Origin of the sequence: Methanosarcina sp. KYL-1 (assembly GCF_024372725.1) — an archaeon.
Classification (GTDB): Archaea; Halobacteriota; Methanosarcinia; order Methanosarcinales; family Methanosarcinaceae; genus Methanosarcina.
In genome coordinates this window covers 10,947-30,720 of record NZ_VOUA01000012.1, presented here as the reverse complement: position 1 = coordinate 30,720, position 19,774 = coordinate 10,947, and the positions used below count along the sequence as shown (strand labels likewise).

The window sequence follows — 19,774 nt, the reverse complement described above, 5'->3', positions numbered from 1 at the left end:
GCTCACAAAAGAAGCTCATAAAAAAAGAAAAATCAGAGGAGGAAAAGCTCCTCCTGTATGGAATTTAACTGGCATGTGCTCTTGAATCAGTCCACTATTCCACCGGTATTTGCGGAGTGCACGGCGCGCTGGTAGCGGGCCAGGTAGCCGGTGACTTCCTTTTTCGGGGGCACGAAGGCTGCCCTTCTCTTCTCGAGTTCCTCTTCAGAAACCTTAAGGTTCAGGGCCCTCTTAGAGATGTCTATTTCGATCAGGTCGCCTTCCTTCACAAGGGCGATAGGTCCGCCTTCACTGGCTTCGGGGGAGACGTGCCCGATGCAGGGCCCTCGGGTCCCGCCCGAGAAACGGCCGTCAGTGATCAGGGCAACGGAAGAGAGCAGGCCCATACCTCCTATTGCGGCAGTGGCTGCGAGCATCTCCCGCATTCCGGGGCCTCCTTTCGGGCCTTCATAGCGGATGACTACAATGTCTCCGGGCTTCACATCGCCTGCAAGGATACTCTGCATGGCATCTTCCTCACAGTCGTAGACCCGGGCAGGGCCGGTGTGGACGTGCATTTTCGGGTCCACTGCAGCCTGCTTCACAACCGAGCCGTCAGGGGCAAGGGTGCCTTTGAGCACTGCAATCCCGCCTTCGACATGTTTCGGGTTTTCCAGGGTCGTGATGATTTCCGCATTGAGCTTCGGGTTAACGATTTCATATTCTTCCAGGTTCTCCCCGATGGTCTTCCCGTTCACAGTCAGCTCGTCCAGGTTGAGTTTTGGAGCCAGCCGCTGGAGGACTGCCTGGACCCCGCCTGCCCGGTCGAAGTGGAGCATAAAATTCGGGCCGCCAGGGCGGAGGGAAATCAGGTGGGGGGTTGTCCTGCTCAGTTTGTCAAAAGCCTCAAGGGGGAGTTCGAGCCCGAACTCGTGGGCAAGGGCCGGGAGGTGAAGGGTGGTATTTGTGCTGCCCCCTACCGCCATATCCACCATAATGGCGTTTTCAAAGGACTTCAGGGTCACGAGTTTCCTGGGGGTGATGTTTTCTTTTACGAGCTGCACGATGCGCTCCCCTGACTCCTTTGCAAGGCGCATCTTCTTTGCGTCCACGGCGTGAGCTGTGGCACAGCCCGGAAGGCTCAGCCCCAGGGCTTCGGTCATGCAGGCCATGGTGTTTGCCGTAAACATCCCGGCACAGGACCCTGCCCCTGCGCAGGAGAGGTCTTCAAGCCTTTTGAGCTCGGCTTCGGACATCTTGCCTGCCCTGTAGGCCCCGACCCCTTCGAAGACGGAAATAAGGTCCGTGTACTGGTCGTCCACATAACCCGGAAGCATGGGCCCCCCGGTCACAACAATTGAAGGAATGTCAAGCCTGCCCGCAGCCATGAGGTGCCCGGGCACGATCTTGTCGCAAGTTGGAATCAGGACCATACCGTCAAACTGGTGGGCTCTAACCATAAGCTCGATAGTATCTTCTATGACCTCACGGCTTGGGAGGGAGTATTTCATGCCCTCATGCCCCATTGCGATCCCGTCGCAGACCCCGATGGTATGGAACTCGAAGGGCACCCCACCGGCATTCCTGATCCCTGCTTTCACAGCCTCAGCAAGTTTGTCAAGATGGATGTGACCCGGGATTATGTCATTCCAGGAATTGACCACCGCGATGAACGGCTTCTTCATCTCGGAATCCGTGACCCCGGTAGCTTTCAGGAGGGAGCGGTTGGGGGCACGCTCGGGCCCCTCTTTGATAATGGCACTTCTCATTGTGAATCTCCTTATGATCTTAAGGTGTATAGAATAGGAAAAACGTTCATAGTATAAACAGGTTGGGGACGAAAAGAGGAGAGAAAAAAGGAGGAAGAAAAGGGAAAAAGAAAAAGAGAGGAGAAAAAAGGAAAGGAAGAGGAGAAGGAAGGGGAAGGAAGTAGAAGAAAGGAGAAGAAAGGAGAAGGGAGGAGGAGGAAGTAGAAGGATGGAGAAGAAAGGAGAAGGAAGTAGGAGGAAGTAGAAGGAAGTAGAAGGAAGTAGAAGGAAGTAGAAGGAAGGAGAAGAAAAGGGAGAAGAAAGGTGTTAAAAAGAGGAAAAAGAAAAGCCTGCCAGCATAATACCGCAAAGAAAAAAAATCAACCGGAAAACGTGGAAGAAAGCAGTTAATTGATAACATGGATTTCTTTCCTAAAAATAAGATGGCAAAACCCGGAAAAAAGTCCTTTTTGAACCACTAAAGCCAGCATAAAAATAGGACAAAAAGGCAATTTAATATAATTTTATCCTAATATTTATATACTTAATCAGGAGTTTTGTTGATTAGTGCATAGTGAACGGGCCTACCCTCTTAAACCTACATCTACAAGATCACTCCCAACAAGACGAACAGACAACTACCATCAAACAAGACCACAACAGGGTTTTACCCGTTCACATAATATTTCCTTTAAGAATCTGCGCTTTTTTAAACCCCTATTTTCCTTCCTAAAAGTGTCTTGAAATTTTCCGTAATCGGAAACATTTGTTCTGTAAATATCCTTACGAGAAACGTGATTCCGTAAGACTCCATGTTTTGCTTATGCAACCCTGGGACCCCGAAATTTATGCTTCAAGCTCTTCGGCCCGGAAAAACCGGGGGCTCGAACTCATCCGGAAGCTGTCCATCCGGCGGGAAGAAAAAGTTCTTGATGTCGGCTGCGGAGACGGAAAACTCAGCAACGAAGTTGCAGGCAACCTTCCCGAAGGCTCAGTCCCTGGAATCGACCTTTCCGAATGGATGGTAAGGCTGGAAATCGAAGCATGTGCAGAGAAATGAAACAAAAGCAGACAGAAACGGGGTGATAAGGCCTATGGCAGACCTTATCACAGTTCCATCTCTGGCTCATTTGTGGAGGTTTGATGTTTTGCCTTTTGTGCCACTTTTGTTTTTACCACATTTCCACTTCTACTACTTTTGGGTTTTGCCATTATGGGTTTTGCCATTTCTGGGTTTTGCTAGTTTTGAGTTCATTCCGTATATTCGTGTCTTTTAACTCCGCTTTTTCGCCATTTGTGCCATTTTTTCCTGCGAGTTTTCCATCTGTTAAGCCATTTTTGGCCCCTGCACCCATTTTAGTTGTTGATGTTCCGATTTTCCCCCGTTTTATGCTCTTTTCGGAATCTCCTGTCCGAGGGTTCATGAGGGGGGGTTCGTGCGGGGGTCAATTCTTATCGGCCAGCCGGAGGTCCTGCTGATGGTGTGTGATGGAAGTTTTTATTCTCCGGCTTCTGTATTCAGCACGTTTACGGAGTACGGAATCTTGTTACCTATTTTATATTATATAAAACTAATGCCTACGTAAGTTAGAAGTAGCTATTTTACATATACCGAGAAAACTGATATTTGATAAAAGCCCATTTATATATAGAGGAAGAAAACCGGCAGATAAACAAAGATATGGTAGCTTCCGTGCGGGGGTTGAAGAAATGGGCAGCGAGAATTCGAGAGATGATAACGAAATTCCAGAGCAGGACAGCAAGTCCGGGGTACCTGTCTCCAATGAAAGAGGAGAAGCACTCAGGGAAGCCCTGGAAAGGGAAAAAGCCCTGAAAACCATTATCAACAACAGCCCTGTGGTGGTTTTCCTCTGGAAGAACGAAGAGAAATGGCCTGCTGAATTTGTTTCTGAAAACGTCACACAGCTTGGGTACGCGGTAGAGGACTTTGTCTCGGGCAGGGTTCTTTACGGGGACATCATCCTTCCCGAAGACCTCCCAAAAGTAGAAGAGAAACTTGAAAGAAGGATCATGGAAGGGGCCAGGGACTTCAGCATGGAGTACAGGATCCGGACAAAAGCCGGAGACATGCGCTGGGTGAACGAAAGGACATTTATCCAGAGGGACCCGGACGGAAAGGTGAGTTACTTCCAGGGCATAGTGATGGATGTCACAGGGCGGAAGATGAGTGAAGACAGGTTGAAAAAAGCCCTTGAAATGCAGGAGATCATGAAAACAGTGATAAACAACAGCCCTGCAGTGGTCTTTCTGTGGGAAAATAAAGAAAACTGGCCTGCCGTCTTTGTCTCAGAAAACGTTACCCAGATTGGGTACCTGGTAGAAGACTTCATCTCAGGCAAGGTCCTTTACGGACAGATCATCCACCCGGATGACCTCCCGAAAGTCGAAAAAGAGCTTGAGGAAAGGATAACCGAAGGGGCCGTAGACTTTAACATGGAGTACAGGATCTTTACGAAAGCCGGAGACCTGCGCTGGGTAAACGAAAGGACATTTATCCACAGGAACGAAGAGGGGGAAGTGATCCGTTTTGAGGGGATCGTGCTTGACGTAACGGGAAGAAAAGAGAACGAAGAAGCCCTGAAAAAAGCCCTCGAAATGCAGGAAGCGCTTAAGACCGTAATCAACAACAGCCCTGCAGTGGTCTTTTTATGGAGAAATGAAGAAAACTGGCCCGCAGAACTGGTTTCCGAAAACGTCACACAGTTCGGGTACACCGCAGAAGACTTCCTCTCAGGAAAAGTGCTTTACGGAAGCATCGTCCACAGGGACGATATAGCTGCGGTTACCTCTGCCCTTGAAAACTGTATAAGGGAGGGGCACGAATCTTTCGAAATGGAATACAGGATCTTCACCCGGAAAGGGAACATGCGCTGGGTCGATGAAAGGACTTTTATCCAGCGGGACAGCGAGGGAAAAGCGACCCATTTCCAGGGCATAGTCGTGGATGTAACCGAACGAAAGGAAGCCGGGGAAATGCTTGAAATCCAGAGGGAGCTCGGGATGAGCCTTAGTACCACCTGGAACCTCCAGGCAATGCTCAAGCAGATCCTGAATGCTTGCCTGCGGATAAACGGACTGGACGCAGGGGGTATTTATCTTAAAGACGAACTCCTGGACCAGATAAACCTGGTAGCCCACGGGGGGATTTCCTCCGAATTTGTAGAAAAGGTCTTGAGATATAAAGCCGATTCCAGGGAAGCCAGGCAGATCTGGACTGAAAAACCCGTCTACAAGCTAGATTTTTACTCGGAAAAAATGGGTGATGCAGTAAGGAAGGAAGGCATCACGGCAGTCGCAATAATTCCCCTGAACTATAGAGGAGAAATCATAGGCAGCCTGAACTTTGCATCCCGCACCCTGGACAAAATCCCCCGGAATATCCGTAACTTCCTTGAAAGTGTTGCCCTCCAGGTGGTAAACCACATCGGTCCTATCCGCATAGAAGCAGACCTGGCATGAAGACCTGAATGAGTCAGTTCACGGAGAATGATGAGGCAGGTCATGAGGTGCAGACGAAATCCTTATTTAAAATTATATATATAGATAATGCAGAATTGGGGAGTGAAAAGCAGCTTAAAGTTTCGGTTTCTGTGAACATTGGACCTGCAGGCTTATGCGCTTAACCTGTAAAGTAAAGAACATGTGCTTAACCTGCAAAGCAAGGAACATATTCCAAAAGCCAGGAACTTAATTAACCTGAATGTAAGGAATAACCTGAATGTAAGGAATAACCTGAATGTAAGGAATAACCTGAATGTAAGGAATAACCTGAATGTAAGGAATAACCTGAATGTAAGGAATAACCTGAAGGTAAGGAATTGAACACAGGACCAGGCACCTGGCCTGCTGCCTTTTGCTCTCTTTTTTTCCGGGCTTCATGCCCCGGAATTAATATAGATACAGAAATGGGGGAAACCAGTTGAAAGCACTAGTAGTCTATCTCAGTACCTCGGGAAACACGAAAGCGATGGCCGAAGCAATATCCCACGGGATTGAATCGATGCACGTGGACGTAAAGGCTGTCAGTTTCTACGACGTAAAACCGGAAGAATTGAAAGAAGCAGACGTAATAGCCGTCGGATCTTCGACCTTTTACTATAAGATGCTGCCGCCTATGGAAAAGTTCATGGACGAAACCCTTGCAGGCACGGTCCCGAAAGGCAAGGTAGGGGCTGCTTTCGGGTCTTACGGCTGGAGCGGGGAGGCTCCCATATTGATTGCACAGAAGATGAGGGAAATGGGGATGGACGTGATCGATCCCGTCCTCCGGATCCTCCACAAGCCCACGGACAAGGACCTGCAGGAATGCAAAAGGCTCGGCGTCGACCTTGCAGAGGCCCTGAAGCACAGGGCCAAACCGGTCAAAGCGTAAAAAGAAAAAACGTTAAACGAAAGAAGTAAAAAATTGAAAGTAAAAAATTGAAAGTAAAAAATTGAAAGTAAAAAATTGAAAGTAAAAAAATAACTGGGAGAAGTATTGGCAGCCAGAGTGCCTGAGTTTTACTGCATGACCTGCTTGATCCTTCTCCTTAATTCATCGGGATTTTCCGGGACAAGGACAACAGTCCTGAAAAACCCATTTTCCTTCCTTATAACCACAGCCTTTCCGTGCGTGCCTACAAACAACAGTTTCCGGCCCCATATCCTGAGCCCCAATATCCTGAGCCACCAGGTCCACATACCGGGCCAACTGCCCCACTGAAAAATGGATACTCTTTTGAAATCATACTGATCTGCCCGAACTGCGGGCAGCTCCACAGGGTAAACCGGACCATCGGCCGGAATGAAAAACTGAGTTTATTGCAGAGGTGAGACCCTAAATTTATTCAGGAGGAATTTCCTTAAATTCAGTAGAATTTTGGAGAAGATAGGAGAAAAGATCCGTGCCCCATTTGAGGGCAGAAGGATCGTAACTTATCAGGCTCTCCCTATCAAAGTTCCGGTCTCTGGGAAAAAGAGAGATCATGAGGAATTTATCGGTTACCGTCAGGTCTGCAATCCTCAGGTCTCCTGAATACCGGAAAATCTTTACGTATTCGAGGCCCAGCAGATTCCGGAGGTCCTCCCTGTGATCTTCGATGCACCGCTGCAGCACCGAATCGGCCATTATTAAAGAAATTTCCACCCTTGTTTTTGTAAGCTCCCGGCAGATGGTGGTAAGGTCGGGGTGAAAATAGGCAAGGATTTCAAGGACGTGTTCCGAGCTGAAGAGGTTTTCCATGAATTCCGGATCAAATTCGAACATCCGGTTCAGGTCAGGCTTTATGAGTTTGCATTTCCCGAGCTCTCCGATCCGCCTCCGGAGAAATGGGGGGATTCCCTGCAGGTCCCTTTCCGCCCAGTATTCGAAATTGTCCTCAAAAAGCTCCATGGTATTTACCAGGGGCTGCATCTTTTCGACAAGCACCTTTCCGATGGAAGAAAGTTCATAAGTTTTGTCCTGCTGGACCACCAGGTTCTGTTCCTTTAATTTTTTAATCTGGGGTAGTATAGAAGTGGAAGAAGCCTGGAGGGTATCCCTTATTTCGTCCATGCTTTTGGGCCCGCTTTTCAGGAAAAGCAGTAGATTTTTCCTCTTTTCTGAAAGAAAAACCAGATCCATCAGTTCGGATTTCATCCCTTCAACCTTCCTCTTGAGTTAAATAAAACTAAAATGGGCTACCTACCCCACGGTTTATATAAGTTGTTACTATTCCCCACAATACCTGCCTATCAGGAAAAAGATTTCACCTTTTCCTTCCGGCTCTACCTGAATGTCCAGATAAATATAATTGTTTGTTTATCTAAATATAACTATCATACTGCTGGTATTCAAAGTGCTGACCATTTATCCGGACCGGAGAAAGAAATCTTCGGAGCGAATGTGAAATATCCAAAATGAAATCTCCAGAACAAAACGCCCAGAACAGAAAACCCAGAACAGGAAAACCCAGAACAGGAAAACCCAGAACAGGAAAACCCAGAACAGGAAAACCCAGAACAGGAAAACCCAGAACAGGAAAACCCAGAACAGGAAAACCCAGAACAGGAAAACCCAGAACAGGAAAAACCAGAACAAAATATCCAGAACAAATACCCAAAATGTGGAAAAATTCCGGAACGGACAGAGGAACGGACAGAGATCCCACTTCCCAGCCAAGACTTTCCAGCCAAAAGTATACTCACAGGCTTCCCGACCAAAAGTATATTCAAACATTTTCAAAAGCTTTCCGAACAAACGTACAGGTCCTCAAGCCCATCTAAATAAATAAAGAGGGGCTGGAAAGAGGGCACATCTACAAATCTTAAAACATGCAGAGCTTTCTGCCCGGTCTTTCAGAATAAACGGGATACTTCGGGAAAACGGTGAAGTAGAAGGTCTAAGTGTTCCGATGCCGGATGCTTCACACAGTGGCTTCTTTTGTCAGGATGTAAGCGACCATTTCGGGATTCAGCTTGCTTTCCCTTGAAACCTTTTCCTCTATCCTCTCTGCAGGTGTGCCTTCCATCTTTAACTCTTTGATTTTCTCAATCACGGAAGACGGGATGCTGTAGTATTCGTTGATGTCCTTTCTGTGGCCCCAGACATCCCCTTCGATAAGCTGGATCCTCTGCATCTCAAGGAACATTTCTATTGACTTTGAGACCGTACGCCTGTAAGATTTCGGAAGCTGAATTACCTCGATTTTCGGACAGGTTTCTACCAGCGCAAAAATATCCTTGTTAGACGGCCGGAAAGCCAGGTGCACTACTCGTTCATTAGGATTAAGAGTGAAGATTTCATCTCTTGAACTCACTACCCTGATCTTCATAATATTCCCCCACTTTGAAGTTCCTTTACGTTTTTAGATAATATAAGTGATTTTACTTGTTATAAATATTTATCTACCCGAACCATTATTTTTTATAAAGTTTTCGATAATTCCTTAGCCTGTCAGGGCTCCGGAGGGTACCTGAAAATACAGGAGCAAGAGTATAGAAGCTGGCTTTAGAGCTTAGTTTACAGCCCGAGCTTCTCCAGCCCCCACAGCACCCCTCCCAGAAAGAGAACGGCCAGGAAAACCGCCAACCAGGGGCTGATATCCACCAGTTCTGGCAGGGTTACATCCCCATAATCCACTTTTTTCAGGAGATCTCCCTCAATCCTTGGATAAAGTTCGGCAAAGACCACATCTCCGAGCAGGATCCCTGTAAGTCCGCCAAAAAGTGCATCCAGAAATCCATTTCCCACAGCTCCCGCAATTGTACCCGGGCAGTAGCCCAGGATCCCGAAACCGACACCAAAAAGCAGCCCTCCGACCAGATTCATCCCCAGAGAACCCGGCTTCGGGTGCAGGCTGGCAAAACCCAGGCTGTTCAGGAAACGGACCCCGATCATGCCCGTGATAATCGCCGAAAGTATGACCTTCATCACCGTAAAATCGGAAAGAAGGAGCTGCCCGATGATCACGTTATACCGGGTAACTCCGCCCTTCTGGAGCAAAAAACCGAAAATAATCCCGAAAAAGAAGCCCAGTCCGAGCTGAAGCCCTTTCCTGGAATGGAGAGACTTTACCCACCCCACATTAACCTGCTTCCGGCTCTGCATACTCATTTCCTTTCCCCCCATATGAACCTGTTTCCAAGCCAGAGTTTTCATATTCTTCTCCTCACATGAAACTGCATCCGGCTATGTTCCTGATCTTAATCAGACTCTGTTCCCGATCTTAATCCGGCTCTTAAGCGGGTTCCTCATCTCATCTACCCCTCATGTCCCGAAAATAAAAAGAAGAAAAGCCGTTGCAACCCCGCCTGCAAAAAAGCAAATCACTGAAATCCAGCTGCTCAGGGTAAGCTGAAGCGTCCCGGAAATCCCGTGCCCGCTGGTGCAGCCTCCTGCCCACCTGGACCCAAAACCGATAAAAAAGCCACCAACAAGGGCAGCAAGCACCCGGGTAATGGGAGAGGGACCGAAATTGGAAGCCCAGGTTGAAGGGACCCACTCAAACCTGAAAGTCCCGGAGAGCCAGGCTGAAAGGAAAGACCCGAGAACTATGCCAGAAACGAACATCCACTCCCAGTCAACAACCGGCGGGAACTTTTTAAAATAGGCCATCTCCCCCACCTTTTGCCTCCTGAAAAGCTTCTCAAGCATCCCGGCTGTCCTGGCATAGGCTGTGGAGGCCCCGATTGGTTTGTCCGAAAGCAGGAAAGTAAACCAGCTCAAGATGCCGATTCCTATTCCCACTGCATACGGGGACCACTGTTCCAGACTGAGAAAACCCAAGGCTTCTTCCCCCGGCTCCCGGAAATTTCAAGCATTCTTCCGGCCAGCCTTTCCGGCCCAGGAAAGGGAGCACATGGGGCATTCTGGCCCGTAACCGGCAGCATTGTACCCGGTCATCCCTCCTGCAGCATTGTACACCCTGGTGAACCCGTGCTGTTTCAGAATGCTGCAACCCATGCTCGACCTGTGCCCCGTGCTGCAGATGAGTACGGTTTCAGCATCAGGGTCGAGTTCGGGGTAGCGCGTCCGAAGTTCCTGGACCGGGATGTTGAGAGCGTGTTCGATGTGGAAGCTTTCGTACTCGGAAGGAGCCCGTACGTCAAGGATTACCAGTGGGGCATCCTCCCGGGCCCTGGCATGGAGTTCGGGAATCGAAAGTTGGGGCACATGCGCAGCCCGGAGACCTCCTGTCACCCAGGCAAACATCCCGCCTTCAAGGTAGCCGAGAACATTATCAAGCCCGACCCTGTGCAGCCAGACCACGGCTTCCCTGGCATGGGCCTCACTGTCCGAGACCAGCAGGACCTGCCGGTCAGGAGGCAGAAGCCAGCCTGCAAAAGTCCCGAAATTGCCGCCCAGGTCGATGCTGTAGGAGCCGGGCCCATGTCCCCCCCCGAAACCCTCGTAACAGCGGGTATCAAGGACAAGCGTATCGGTCCGCCCCGCAAGTGCAAAAAATTCAGAGGGAGGAATTTCCCTGACAGGAGAGAGGGTTTTTAGCTTTGCCGGCCCCTCCCGGTTCACGTTGCTGCAGCGGGAGAAATGGTCAGGGGCAGGGGGCATATCGGTAGTTAGAGCCTCTATGAACTGTTCCTTCTCGGGAATTTTCAGGGCGTAGTTGTACTTGCGCTCATACCCGATGGTGCTCGAACGCTTGGCCCCCATAGCCCTCCCGCAAAGCGACCCTGCCCCGTGGGCGGGGTAGACCTCACATGAATCGGGAAGGGAGAGCAGTTTGGAGTGGAGGCTATCGTAAAGTTTGGATGCCAGTTCCTCCGCCTGTCCCGGGAAAAGGTCGGGCCTTCCCACGTCTCCCACGAAAAGCGTGTCCCCGCAAAAGAGGGCCACAGGGTCGGGCCCCCTGGAAGTGTCCGAGACAACGTAGGAGATGTGTTCAGGCGTGTGCCCCGGTGTTTCCAGCACCCTTACGGCCATATCCTCGATTTCGAAGTTGTCTCCTTCAGCCAGCCCCACATGTTCGAACTCGCAGTTCCCGGACTTAGGAGCGTAAATCTTTGCCCCGGTAGCTTCGGCAAGGTCAATATGCCCGGAGATAAAATCGGCATGCAGGTGTGTCTCCAGAATGTGGGTAATTTTCACACCCAGAGCCTTTGCCGCGTCGACATAAATGTCGGTATCCCTGCGCGGGTCAATGACTGCACATCTTTCTTTCCCGGCCAGGATGTAAGAACTGTGCGCTATGCCTTTTACGAAAAATTGCTGTACTAACATACAAGATCCCCCCAGGTTTTAAAAGGTGTAACCTGCCGGCTCAACTGCCGACCGATCGATCAATAAATTACCCTTAAAGCCCCTTTCTGACAGGGTAATTATTTTGTAATTTATAATACAAGATATTACAGTATATTATAGTAGATTATATTAAATTCATTTGTTTACTCCTATTTTTTTACATCCATTTCCATCTCTTGTTTATGGTGTCTTACCTGCGTTTCCCCCCGTGTATGTTGCTTTACCTCCGTATTTTACCTCCGTATAAGTCTCCTGCGCATGATAACCTCCCTCAGTTTCACATTCAGGAGATGGTGTTTTACTTCAGTATAATCTCCGGGCATTTCCGGGAGGATTTACAGCCCCTGTGAACCTGGCTCCGGGATTATGTTTTACCGCCATTTCCTTCCTTGCTTATGGTTTTCCCCGATTTACAGGTAAAAATAAACCATTCCAACTGCAATCAGCAGGAAAATAAGCGTCATTACCCCGCCTGCCTTTATGTAGTCCGAATTATGGTATCCCCCCTGCCCTATCAAGAGGGCATTGACCTGATGGGTGGGAAGCACAAAAGAATTGGCAGCCGAGACTCCCACAAGAAGAGCAAGGGCTCTTGGGGATAGGCCCGTGGATTCCCCTATGACCATAACCAGGGGGACCAGGAGCACTGTTGCGGCCACGTTGGACATAAAGAGGGAAAAGAGGGTTGTAAGGGCTGCAATGGAAAAGAGGATGAGCAGGGGATGGCTCCCCGTGATCACCCTCATCATCTCCCCCGCAACAAAGGCTGCAGCCCCGCTGGTGTCCATGGCGATGCCGAGAGGGATCAGCCCTGCCAGTAGGAGGACCGTCCTCCAGTCCACCGCCCTGTAAGCCTCCTCAATGGAAAGCACCCGGAACAGGACCATGGCAAGAGCTCCCGAAAGCAGGCTCAGGGAAAGGGTAAAGCCCGAGAAGGCAAGGCCTATTGCCCCGAGGAAGCAGAGGGAAGCAATCCCGATTTTTCCCTCCCTTGCTTTTTCTTCTTCTACCGGGGTCAGGAGTACGAAATCGGGATTTTCCCCGAGGGACCGGACCGCATTCCAGGGCCCATAGACGATAACCGTAGCCCCCGCCTGCAGGACCTGGTCGGAAAAATCTTCCCGGACTTCCTCTGCCCCGCTCAGGAGCAGGATAGGGTCAACTCCGAAGTGCTTGCGCATTGCAACCTGCCTGAGGGTCTTTCCGGAAACTGAAGACCTGGGCCGGATTATAATTTCGGCAAACCCGGCAGCCCCTTCCCCCGAAAGTTCGGTGCAGAGCAGGGACTTTTCCACAGGCTCAAGCCCGTAAGCCGAGGCAAAAAGTCCGATATTCTCCTTTTCTCCCAGGAGAGCCAGGACCTGCCCCGGAGCAAAGCGGGTGTAGCGCCAGGGAGCGTAAGAAAGTTCATCCCCTTCAAGCAGGGCAAGCAGGTGTAGCCCGTAGTCCCTCCAGAGCCCGGACTCTTCCCTGGTCATTCCGGAAAGGGGCGACCCTCCAGGGACCCTGAAACAGTAAATAGCGGAAGGGAGCTGCCAGGTCTCTATCAGGCGCTCCTGGGAGCCCCTCTCCTCCGCTTTTTCCTCTTCCGGGGTTTTTGAGGGAAGAACGTATTTTCCAAGGAGCATGAAATATGTGATCCCGGAAGATAGCAGGGCAAGCCCCACAGGGGTTACACTGAAGAGCCCGAAAGGTTCCTGCCCGCCCTGCCGGAGGAGGTCATTTAAGATGATCAGGGGCCCGGAGCCCACCATGGTAAGGGTGCCCCCCAGGATCCCCGCAAAGCCCATGGGCATGAGCAGCCGGGAAGCCGGGATTTTTGCAGCCCTGGAAATCCGGAGGACCGCAGGTAAAAAAAGGGCAACAGAACCGATATTCTGCATGAAAGCCGAAATCAGGCCCACAACCGTGCAGATCACCCCGAGAAGCCTCCTTTCGCTGGAACCCGCAAGGGAGAGGATCTTCCGGCTCACCCGGTTCATGAGCCCGGTCCTGTCAATGCCCCTGCCCAGGACCATAACCCCGATAATGGACACAACGGCATTGCTCCCGAAACCGGAAAAAGCCTCTTTGGGGCTTACAAGGCCCGTCCAGGCAAGGGCCAGCATGACCAGACCTGCGGTTACGTCCACCCTGAAAAACTCCCCTACAAAGAGAAAGATTGTGCCGGCAAGGACCAGCAGCACCAGCAGGACCTCAGGAGTCAGGCCGGAATTCATGTGTAATCTCATCCCCCAAACTCTATACACTTTAAAAATTGAATTCTATAATAAAAATTAGATTCCATCATAAAAAAATCAGGGCATTCCCATAAAATTATTTCAGTGAAACAGACTTAAAGAAAAAACTGCTATTAGCTCTTATGTACGAACTCGTCTCCCCGGTAAATCCAGTAGCAGTCCTCAGGTACACCGGACATCTCCTGATGGTTTTTGCCGGAGTCCTGCTTGTGCCCATGTTCGCCGCCCTGGTACTCGGCGAGACGGACGCAGTCTCCATTTACGGGGTAACCGTCCTCATAAGCGCGGTTATAGGCGCCGTACTCCACAAAATGCTCCCGGACTACGAACTGGAAGTAAAAGAGGCGGTCATCCTTGCAGCCATCACCTTCCCCCTCTGTTCCTTTGTAAGCGCCATCCCCATGGCCCTGTCTTCCGGAATGCCTTTCCTGGACGCCTACTTCGAATGTGTTTCAGGGCTGACCACGACAGGCCTGAGCCTGGCTCCTGCTTCCCCTACAAGGCTCTTTTTCTTCACCCGCTCCTGGCTGCAGTGGGTGGGCGGGATAGGGATCATCGTGCTCGTACTCGGAGTCCTCATCCGGCCGGGGACCACGGCTTTCCGGCTCTACAGGGTGAATTTCGGGGAAAGCCGGATCCGGCCGAGCGTCGTTGCAACGGTCAGGGCGCTCGGGGCGGTCTACCTGGGCCTGACCCTGCTCTCCCTCCTGCTCCTGCTCTTTTCCGGGATGCCTTTTTATGACGCCCTCTGCCACACCCTGAGCGCCATTTCCACAGGCGGCTTTTCCACCCAGCCCGAGAGCATCGGGGCATACGGGGGCTTTCTTATTCCTTTCCTTATCACCATCTCCTGCATCATGGGAGCAATCAGCTTCTCCCTCTACCCCGAAATCCTCAGGGACCGGAAGACCCTCACAAGAGACCCCCAGGTGAGGTACATGTTCTGGCTTTCCCTGCTGGGGGTCCCGATTTTCGCTTTCGCCCTTTCTGGAGGCAGCATGGGATTCGAACTCCTGAAGGTGCTGCCGGATGCCGCCTTCCAGACGGTTTCGGCCCTCACAGGCACTGGCTTTTCTACCATAGGCCTTGCTCCCGTTTCCGATGCCTCAAAAGGCTTCCTCAGCGCCTTCATGTGCATAGGGGGCAGCATCGGCTCCACAACGGGCGGGATCAAGCTTTTCCGGCTGATAGTGATCGTGCAGCTGGTCAGGCTGGTCTTCTACCGCTTTTTCCTCCCAAGGGAAGCGGTCACCCCCCTGAAAGTAGGGGCACAGGTCGTTGAGTCCGAGGAGGTCTACCGCATCATGACCTACGTGCTGCTCTATTCGGGGGTCCTGGTCTTTTCGGCCTTTATTTTCATGCTCTATGGCATCGACTCGGGGGATGCCATCTTCGAAACCTCAAGCGCCCTGGCAACCGCAGGCTTATCCGTAGGGGTTACGAACCCTGCCATGCCTGCCCTGCTCAAGATCGTGCTCTGTGCGGACATGCTGCTCGGAAGGGTAGAGGTAATCCCGCTCTGCATCCTGCTCCTGCCCCGCACCTGGTTGGAGAGCAGGCGCTAAACCTGAAAAGGAGCAGCGTGAAGGGCAGAAAAGATAAATAAATACGAGAGAAAAGAAGAGCATAGGAAAAAGGACATAGAAAAGGAAACGAAGAAATGAGACTTGTTATAGTGGGAGCAAGTTCCCTCGGGATGCACCTGACCCGCAACCAGATCAGGCAGGGAAATGAAGTTGTCCTGATCGAACGGGACGAGGAAGTTGCAAGGGAACTTGCAGAAGAACTGGACTGCACTGTGATCAATGCCGAAGGCACCCGTCCGGACATCCTGGAAAAGGCAGGGATCGGAACCGCAGACGCTGTTGTGGCCTGTACGAACCACGACCAGGACAATATCCTCATAGGGCTTATCGCCCGGGAAGCAAGGATAGAAAAAGTCATCATTAAGACAGATGACGAAAAGTTCATGCAGGTTGCAAAGAAACTCGGCTTCACCTACCTTATCAACCCCCCGCACATTTCCTCCACTATCATCGCCGACGCCCTCAGGGAAGTGGACACCATCCAGCTCAGCAACCTGGTCAGGGCCGACGTCCGTTTCATCAGTTTCCTGGCAGGAGATAAGCATAAAGGGCGAAGGATCTCCGAGCTCCCGCTTCCGGAGAAAACCGAATGTATCGGGCTTTACAGGAAGAATGACTTTATACTGGCTTCGGAAGGCCCCAAACTGGAAGAAGGAGACGAGCTGATCATAATCACGCGTTCGGAACACATAAACAGGATCTACGAAAAACTGAAGGAAATGTGAACCTCATGACAGTTCCGCTCTCAATGCCATCTGTCCCCATGATTTACTACACCCTTTATTCCGGACAAAGGAGGCAGGCGACCTGGAACCCCTGAGCCTCATCCGCCTGATTTACGGTACATTCCTGACCCTGCTGGGTACAGCCGTCTGGCGCTTCCGGCTTGTGGATATCCTCGCAGGATACGATGAAAAGAAAGTGTCTGATAAGGCAGGCCTTGCAAAATGGACAGGCAGAAACCTTGTTTTAATGGGGTTGCTAATCTTACTCAATGTCATTTTGAGTATTTCCGGATTTGAACCTGTGGAAAAGCCTTTCCTGCTCGATATCCTCGTCATCTTTACACTGGCAGTCCTGACAGCTGCTGGCGCCCGAAAATACGAAAGAAGATTAGGACTTACGCACTTGAGGTGTGAAATAAAGCACATGAGGCCTTATCACGATTATTGTGATTATACAGTTAAGTGTTTTCCACTTTTGTTTTTTAGTTCAACTGCGTAAGTCCTGAAGATGAAATAAGACCCCGGCCACAAGAAAGGTATTCACACTTTTAGGGCCCTTTTTCAGTGGAGTTTCGGGTTTTGATCATTTATCCTTTTTAAGCATTATCCTTTTTTAAGCGTTTAAGAATTTTTGACCTTCGGATCCGGCCTGGAAAGAGGAAAAAGGTTGAACATATGAGATTGCATGATTTTGCACATACCATGCATAACCGATATATATCCCCTGATAAATACATAATTAACACCGTAAACATGCTAAAATCGTGGAGATTTAATAAAAAAGGATACTGAGAGGATTTCTCTTGAAACAAAACGGAACAGGTACCGAATTGCAGGACAGCCTCAAAGCCCTGTTCAAAGACAGGGTTTCTTTTGAAAAGCTGGAAAGGTTGCTGTATTCCCATGACATGGCGGCCCTTCCGGGGATGATAAAAAAGACGATTTCGACACTACCCGATGCCGTGGTGCAGCCTGTGGATTCTTCCGAAGTGGCCGGACTCATCAAACTTGCCTCGGAACATAAAATTCCCCTGGTCCCAAGAGGAGGGGCAACCAGCGGTTTTGGGGGAGCCGTGCCTGCAGCAAGCGGGATTGTAGTTGATTTTGTCCGGATGAACAGGGTTCTCGGAATCGACCCGAAAGCAGGGACTGTGGAAGTCGAGCCAGGGATTACCTGGGAGAGGCTTGAAGAGGAACTGAAGAAAAAAGGGCTGGCACTCCGACTTTACCCCAGCAGCGCTCCGGGTTCTACCGTAGGGGGCTGGGCTGCCCAGGGAGGAAGCGGGATAGGAAGTTTCGAATACGGGAACTTCAGGGAGAACCTGACCTCCGTGGAAATCGCAGACCCGAAAGGAGAGCTGAAGGTGCTGAAAGGCTCCGACCTGGACCTTGTCTACGGGCTTGAAGGGATCACAGGCCTCATCACAAAAGTAAAGCTCAGGGTTAGGAAAGCTGATACCGATACTCCCCTGCTTGCCGCATTCCCTGATTCCGGGTCTCTGGAAGCTGCCCTGAAAGAAATCAGGGATTCCGGGCTCAGGCTCTGGTCCGTGCACATCCAGACCCCGGGATTTGCAAAGATGAGCCAGCAGGCCCACGGGGGAAAGCATGGGGAAAAGCTGCTGCCAGGAGGAAAATACATCGCACTCTTTGTTTACCCCGAATCCCGGGCCGAGAAAATCGGGCAGCCCCTTGAAAAGACCATACAGCGGCATGCAGGAAAAATCCTCTCCTCGGAACTTGCCCTCCATGAGTGGAAAAACCGCTTCCACTCAATGCGCCTGAAGCGCCTCGGGCCTTCAGTGGTGGCAAATGAAGTGGTCATCCAGCTTGACTCCTTTGCCGCCTATCTTAAAGCCGTTGAGGGAAAGTTCAGGGGAGGCTTTGTCTTTGAGGGTATAATGGTTACTCCCGACAGGCTCACAATGATGGGCTTCATGCTGGCTGACGAGCGCAAACTCACCTTCCCCCTGAAATATTCCGCATCCCTTGTCGCCACGGACCTGGCGAAACGGCACGGGGGAGAGCTCACGGCTCTTGGGATGTACTTTACGGAGCAGGCAAGAGAACATTTCGGAAAAGAGCTTTTTGACCGGATCGTTTCCCACAAGAAAGAAGCCGACCCCCAGGGCCTTATGAACCCCGGGAAGATATTACCTCCTTCGGCTGACCGCCATTCACCTATCAAACTCCTGAATTCGGCCATGAAAATGGCGGGCATGAGCAAATCCGCCCTCTGCAGCATGGGAAACCTGCTCGGAAACGAACCGCTGCCCTTTGATTTTGGGGGCAGGATGCCTGCAGAGATCGGGAAAGACGCCTTTGTCTGTGCCCAGTGCGGGTCCTGCCGGAGCAGCTGCACGGTCTTTGACGCCAGGCCCTGGGAAAGCAACTCCCCGCGCGGGAAGTGGTACCTTCTGGCCGAATACCTGAAAGGCAACATCGAGCTGGAAGAAAAGGCCGCAGACTCCCTATTCTGCTGCACGACCTGCAAGAAGTGCGACGTGAAATGCCAGACCGACATCCCGATTGCCCACCACTGGATCAACATCCGGGGCGTTCTCGGGAAAAAGTTCGAGAACACGGGGCTTGCCGCGGTCAGGGAAAACGTACTCTCAAGCGGAAACTTCTGGGGCCTTCCCAACGAGGCCCGGGAATGGATCACGGAAGATGTCAAATCCGACATCAAGACCCTGGAGAGCGGGAAGGTCGGGTACTGGCCTGGCTGCTGGGCTTCCATAGTCTCGAAAAACATGCCCCAGAACATCGCCCGGATAATGACGGCAGCCGGCCTGGAGTTTGTGAACCTCGGCGAGGAAAAGGAAGCTTGCTGCGGGCTCTACCTGGCGCTTGGAGGCTACATGGAAGACTTTGCAAAAGTCGCGGCAAAGAACATCGAGAACATGAAAAAGCGCGGGATAAAGACCCTGGTCCTCTCATGTCCCGGCTGCTTTGCCACCTTCACGGAGCACTACCCCCATGTGGCGGAACTGCTCGGCCTGGACTGGGACATAGAGACAAAGCACATAACCGTGCTCCTGGACGAGCTTGTCCGCGAAGGGAAGCTGAAGTTCGAAAAACCCCTGGACAGGAAGGTCACCTACCACGATTCCTGCCACGTGGGACGCTGGTTCGATACCTACGACCAGCCCAGGAACGTGCTCAAAGCCATCCCGGGCCTGGAACTGGTGGAGATGGAGCATACCCGCGAAAACAGCCTCTGCTGCGGCCTGGTCGCCGCCTTTTCCGACATGGGGACGGTCGGACACTGCGCTGAGGCCCGCCTGAAAGAAGCCCTGGACACAGGTGCCGACTGCGTAATAACAAACTGCGCAGGCTGCGCTTCCCAGCTTAACTTTGCCTCGAACCTGGCACAGGCCCCGATAAGGCAAAAGGACCTCACGGACCTGGTCGTGGAAGCCCTGGGATACGAATACGTCTTTGACCCAACCGAGCCCATCTCCGGCTTCATGCAGCAGGCAGGACAACTTTTAAGTACAAGTTGTATGAAGAGAAAATGATTGAGTAGACAGATAGTGCCTTTCAGCTTCCGCAAAACCAACGCTTCCACAAACATGCTTCCAACAAATTTGCTTCCTACAAATTTGCTTCCAAACCTGCGAAACCGTAGAAAGGCTCACTGCAGGAGAAGCGCCCACCGGCGTTTCTTCCATACTCAACATTTTTTCACTCAATATTTCTGACCGTAAATCTTACGCAGTTGATATTTATTTTGAGTATATTTATTGAGTAAAAG

Annotated in this window: 18 protein-coding genes; 8 read left to right on the top strand and 10 right to left on the bottom strand. The window is 51.0% G+C overall.

Annotated features, from left to right (window positions below):
- Window positions 1-86 precede the first annotated feature (86 nt).
- Window positions 87-1,748 carry a dihydroxy-acid dehydratase gene (gene ilvD / locus FTO70_RS09740; RefSeq protein WP_255335565.1) on the bottom strand — a complete coding sequence of 554 codons (1,662 nt, stop codon included), beginning with the start codon at window positions 1,746-1,748 and terminating at the stop codon, window positions 87-89.
- An 802-nt stretch (window positions 1,749-2,550) separates the two neighbouring features.
- Between ilvD and FTO70_RS09735 the strand changes: the two genes are divergently transcribed.
- Entirely contained in the window at window positions 2,551-2,787 is a 237-nt protein-coding gene (locus FTO70_RS09735) for a class I SAM-dependent methyltransferase (protein ID WP_255335564.1), read from the top strand.
- Window positions 2,788-2,938: 151 nt separating this feature from the next.
- On the opposite strand, the gene FTO70_RS09730 is transcribed toward FTO70_RS09735, so the two are convergent.
- Window positions 2,939-3,151 carry a hypothetical protein gene (locus FTO70_RS09730; protein ID WP_255335563.1) on the bottom strand — a complete coding sequence of 71 codons (213 nt, stop codon included), beginning with the start codon at window positions 3,149-3,151 and terminating at the stop codon, window positions 2,939-2,941.
- A gap of 286 nt (window positions 3,152-3,437) precedes the next feature.
- On the opposite strand from FTO70_RS09730, the gene FTO70_RS09725 reads away from it, so the two are divergent.
- A complete protein-coding gene (locus tag FTO70_RS09725) occupies window positions 3,438-5,207 on the top strand; it encodes a PAS domain-containing protein (protein ID WP_255335562.1) in 1,770 nt (589 codons plus the stop codon).
- 228 nt (window positions 5,208-5,435) lie between these two features.
- On the opposite strand, the gene FTO70_RS09720 is transcribed toward FTO70_RS09725, so the two are convergent.
- Window positions 5,436-5,627, bottom strand: a complete 192-nt coding sequence (locus FTO70_RS09720) for a hypothetical protein (protein ID WP_255335561.1) — start codon at window positions 5,625-5,627, stop codon at window positions 5,436-5,438.
- A 40-nt stretch (window positions 5,628-5,667) separates the two neighbouring features.
- On the opposite strand from FTO70_RS09720, the gene FTO70_RS09715 reads away from it, so the two are divergent.
- Window positions 5,668-6,120, top strand: a complete 453-nt coding sequence (locus tag FTO70_RS09715; RefSeq protein WP_255335560.1) for a flavodoxin domain-containing protein — start codon at window positions 5,668-5,670, stop codon at window positions 6,118-6,120.
- 128 nt (window positions 6,121-6,248) lie between these two features.
- On the opposite strand, the gene FTO70_RS09710 is transcribed toward FTO70_RS09715, so the two are convergent.
- Together FTO70_RS09710 and FTO70_RS09705 are read right to left on the bottom strand one after the other, a co-directional pair.
- Window positions 6,249-6,428 carry a hypothetical protein gene (locus FTO70_RS09710; protein WP_255335559.1) on the bottom strand — a complete coding sequence of 60 codons (180 nt, stop codon included), beginning with the start codon at window positions 6,426-6,428 and terminating at the stop codon, window positions 6,249-6,251.
- Between the two features lie 142 nt (window positions 6,429-6,570).
- Window positions 6,571-7,365, bottom strand: a complete 795-nt coding sequence (locus FTO70_RS09705) for a winged helix-turn-helix domain-containing protein (protein ID WP_255335558.1) — start codon at window positions 7,363-7,365, stop codon at window positions 6,571-6,573.
- 260 nt (window positions 7,366-7,625) lie between these two features.
- On the opposite strand from FTO70_RS09705, the gene FTO70_RS09700 reads away from it, so the two are divergent.
- Window positions 7,626-7,991, top strand: coding sequence for a hypothetical protein (locus FTO70_RS09700; protein WP_255335557.1), 366 nt, complete (start codon window positions 7,626-7,628; stop codon window positions 7,989-7,991).
- A gap of 140 nt (window positions 7,992-8,131) precedes the next feature.
- On the opposite strand, the gene FTO70_RS09695 is transcribed toward FTO70_RS09700, so the two are convergent.
- The 5 genes from FTO70_RS09695 to FTO70_RS09675 form a co-directional block, all read right to left on the bottom strand.
- Window positions 8,132-8,539, bottom strand: coding sequence for a DUF1699 family protein (locus FTO70_RS09695; RefSeq protein WP_255335556.1), 408 nt, complete (start codon window positions 8,537-8,539; stop codon window positions 8,132-8,134).
- Window positions 8,540-8,727: 188 nt separating this feature from the next.
- A complete protein-coding gene (locus FTO70_RS09690; protein WP_255335555.1) occupies window positions 8,728-9,321 on the bottom strand; it encodes a YeeE/YedE thiosulfate transporter family protein in 594 nt (197 codons plus the stop codon).
- Window positions 9,322-9,474: 153 nt separating this feature from the next.
- Window positions 9,475-9,993, bottom strand: a complete 519-nt coding sequence (locus tag FTO70_RS09685) for a YeeE/YedE thiosulfate transporter family protein (RefSeq protein WP_255335554.1) — start codon at window positions 9,991-9,993, stop codon at window positions 9,475-9,477.
- A gap of 27 nt (window positions 9,994-10,020) precedes the next feature.
- The gene (locus FTO70_RS09680) at window positions 10,021-11,445 is read right to left on the bottom strand and encodes a rhodanese-like domain-containing protein (RefSeq protein WP_255335553.1); all 1,425 of its coding nucleotides are present in this window, start codon (window positions 11,443-11,445) and stop codon (window positions 10,021-10,023) included.
- A 431-nt stretch (window positions 11,446-11,876) separates the two neighbouring features.
- Window positions 11,877-13,685: an SLC13 family permease gene (locus FTO70_RS09675; protein ID WP_255335552.1), complete on the bottom strand. Its 1,809-nt coding sequence runs from the start codon at window positions 13,683-13,685 to the stop codon at window positions 11,877-11,879.
- A gap of 143 nt (window positions 13,686-13,828) precedes the next feature.
- On the opposite strand from FTO70_RS09675, the gene FTO70_RS09670 reads away from it, so the two are divergent.
- The 4 genes from FTO70_RS09670 (at window position 13,829) to FTO70_RS09655 (ending at window position 19,538) form a co-directional block, all read left to right on the top strand.
- On the top strand, window positions 13,829-15,271 hold the full coding sequence (locus tag FTO70_RS09670; protein WP_255335551.1) for a TrkH family potassium uptake protein: 1,443 nt from the start codon (window positions 13,829-13,831) through the stop codon (window positions 15,269-15,271).
- A 95-nt stretch (window positions 15,272-15,366) separates the two neighbouring features.
- On the top strand, window positions 15,367-16,017 hold the full coding sequence (locus FTO70_RS09665) for a TrkA family potassium uptake protein (RefSeq protein ID WP_255335550.1): 651 nt from the start codon (window positions 15,367-15,369) through the stop codon (window positions 16,015-16,017).
- A gap of 28 nt (window positions 16,018-16,045) precedes the next feature.
- Complete coding sequence (locus tag FTO70_RS09660; protein WP_369694358.1) at window positions 16,046-16,516, top strand: DUF3784 domain-containing protein; 471 nt, start codon at window positions 16,046-16,048, stop codon at window positions 16,514-16,516.
- Between the two features lie 304 nt (window positions 16,517-16,820).
- Entirely contained in the window at window positions 16,821-19,538 is a 2,718-nt protein-coding gene (locus FTO70_RS09655; RefSeq protein ID WP_255335549.1) for an FAD-binding and (Fe-S)-binding domain-containing protein, read from the top strand.
- Window positions 19,539-19,774: the final 236 nt, after the last annotated feature.

Bases quoted from the DNA above. Each gene is read 5' to 3' on its own strand.
- ilvD (WP_255335565.1), bottom strand. From the start codon at position 1,748: ATGAGAAGTGCCATTATCAAAGAGGGGCCCGAGCGTGCCCCCAACCGC.
- FTO70_RS09735 (WP_255335564.1), top strand. From the start codon at position 2,551: ATGCAACCCTGGGACCCCGAAATTTATGCTTCAAGCTCTTCGGCCCGG.
- FTO70_RS09730 (WP_255335563.1), bottom strand. From the start codon at position 3,151: ATGAACCCTCGGACAGGAGATTCCGAAAAGAGCATAAAACGGGGGAAA.
- FTO70_RS09725 (WP_255335562.1), top strand. From the start codon at position 3,438: ATGGGCAGCGAGAATTCGAGAGATGATAACGAAATTCCAGAGCAGGAC.
- FTO70_RS09720 (WP_255335561.1), bottom strand. From the start codon at position 5,627: ATGAAGCCCGGAAAAAAAGAGAGCAAAAGGCAGCAGGCCAGGTGCCTG.
- FTO70_RS09710 (WP_255335559.1), bottom strand. From the start codon at position 6,428: ATGTGGACCTGGTGGCTCAGGATATTGGGGCTCAGGATATGGGGCCGG.
- FTO70_RS09705 (WP_255335558.1), bottom strand. From the start codon at position 7,365: ATGAAATCCGAACTGATGGATCTGGTTTTTCTTTCAGAAAAGAGGAAA.
- FTO70_RS09700 (WP_255335557.1), top strand. From the start codon at position 7,626: ATGAAATCTCCAGAACAAAACGCCCAGAACAGAAAACCCAGAACAGGA.
- FTO70_RS09695 (WP_255335556.1), bottom strand. From the start codon at position 8,539: ATGAAGATCAGGGTAGTGAGTTCAAGAGATGAAATCTTCACTCTTAAT.
- FTO70_RS09690 (WP_255335555.1), bottom strand. From the start codon at position 9,321: ATGAGTATGCAGAGCCGGAAGCAGGTTAATGTGGGGTGGGTAAAGTCT.
- FTO70_RS09680 (WP_255335553.1), bottom strand. From the start codon at position 11,445: ATGTTAGTACAGCAATTTTTCGTAAAAGGCATAGCGCACAGTTCTTAC.
- FTO70_RS09675 (WP_255335552.1), bottom strand. From the start codon at position 13,685: ATGAATTCCGGCCTGACTCCTGAGGTCCTGCTGGTGCTGCTGGTCCTT.
- FTO70_RS09670 (WP_255335551.1), top strand. From the start codon at position 13,829: ATGTACGAACTCGTCTCCCCGGTAAATCCAGTAGCAGTCCTCAGGTAC.
- FTO70_RS09665 (WP_255335550.1), top strand. From the start codon at position 15,367: ATGAGACTTGTTATAGTGGGAGCAAGTTCCCTCGGGATGCACCTGACC.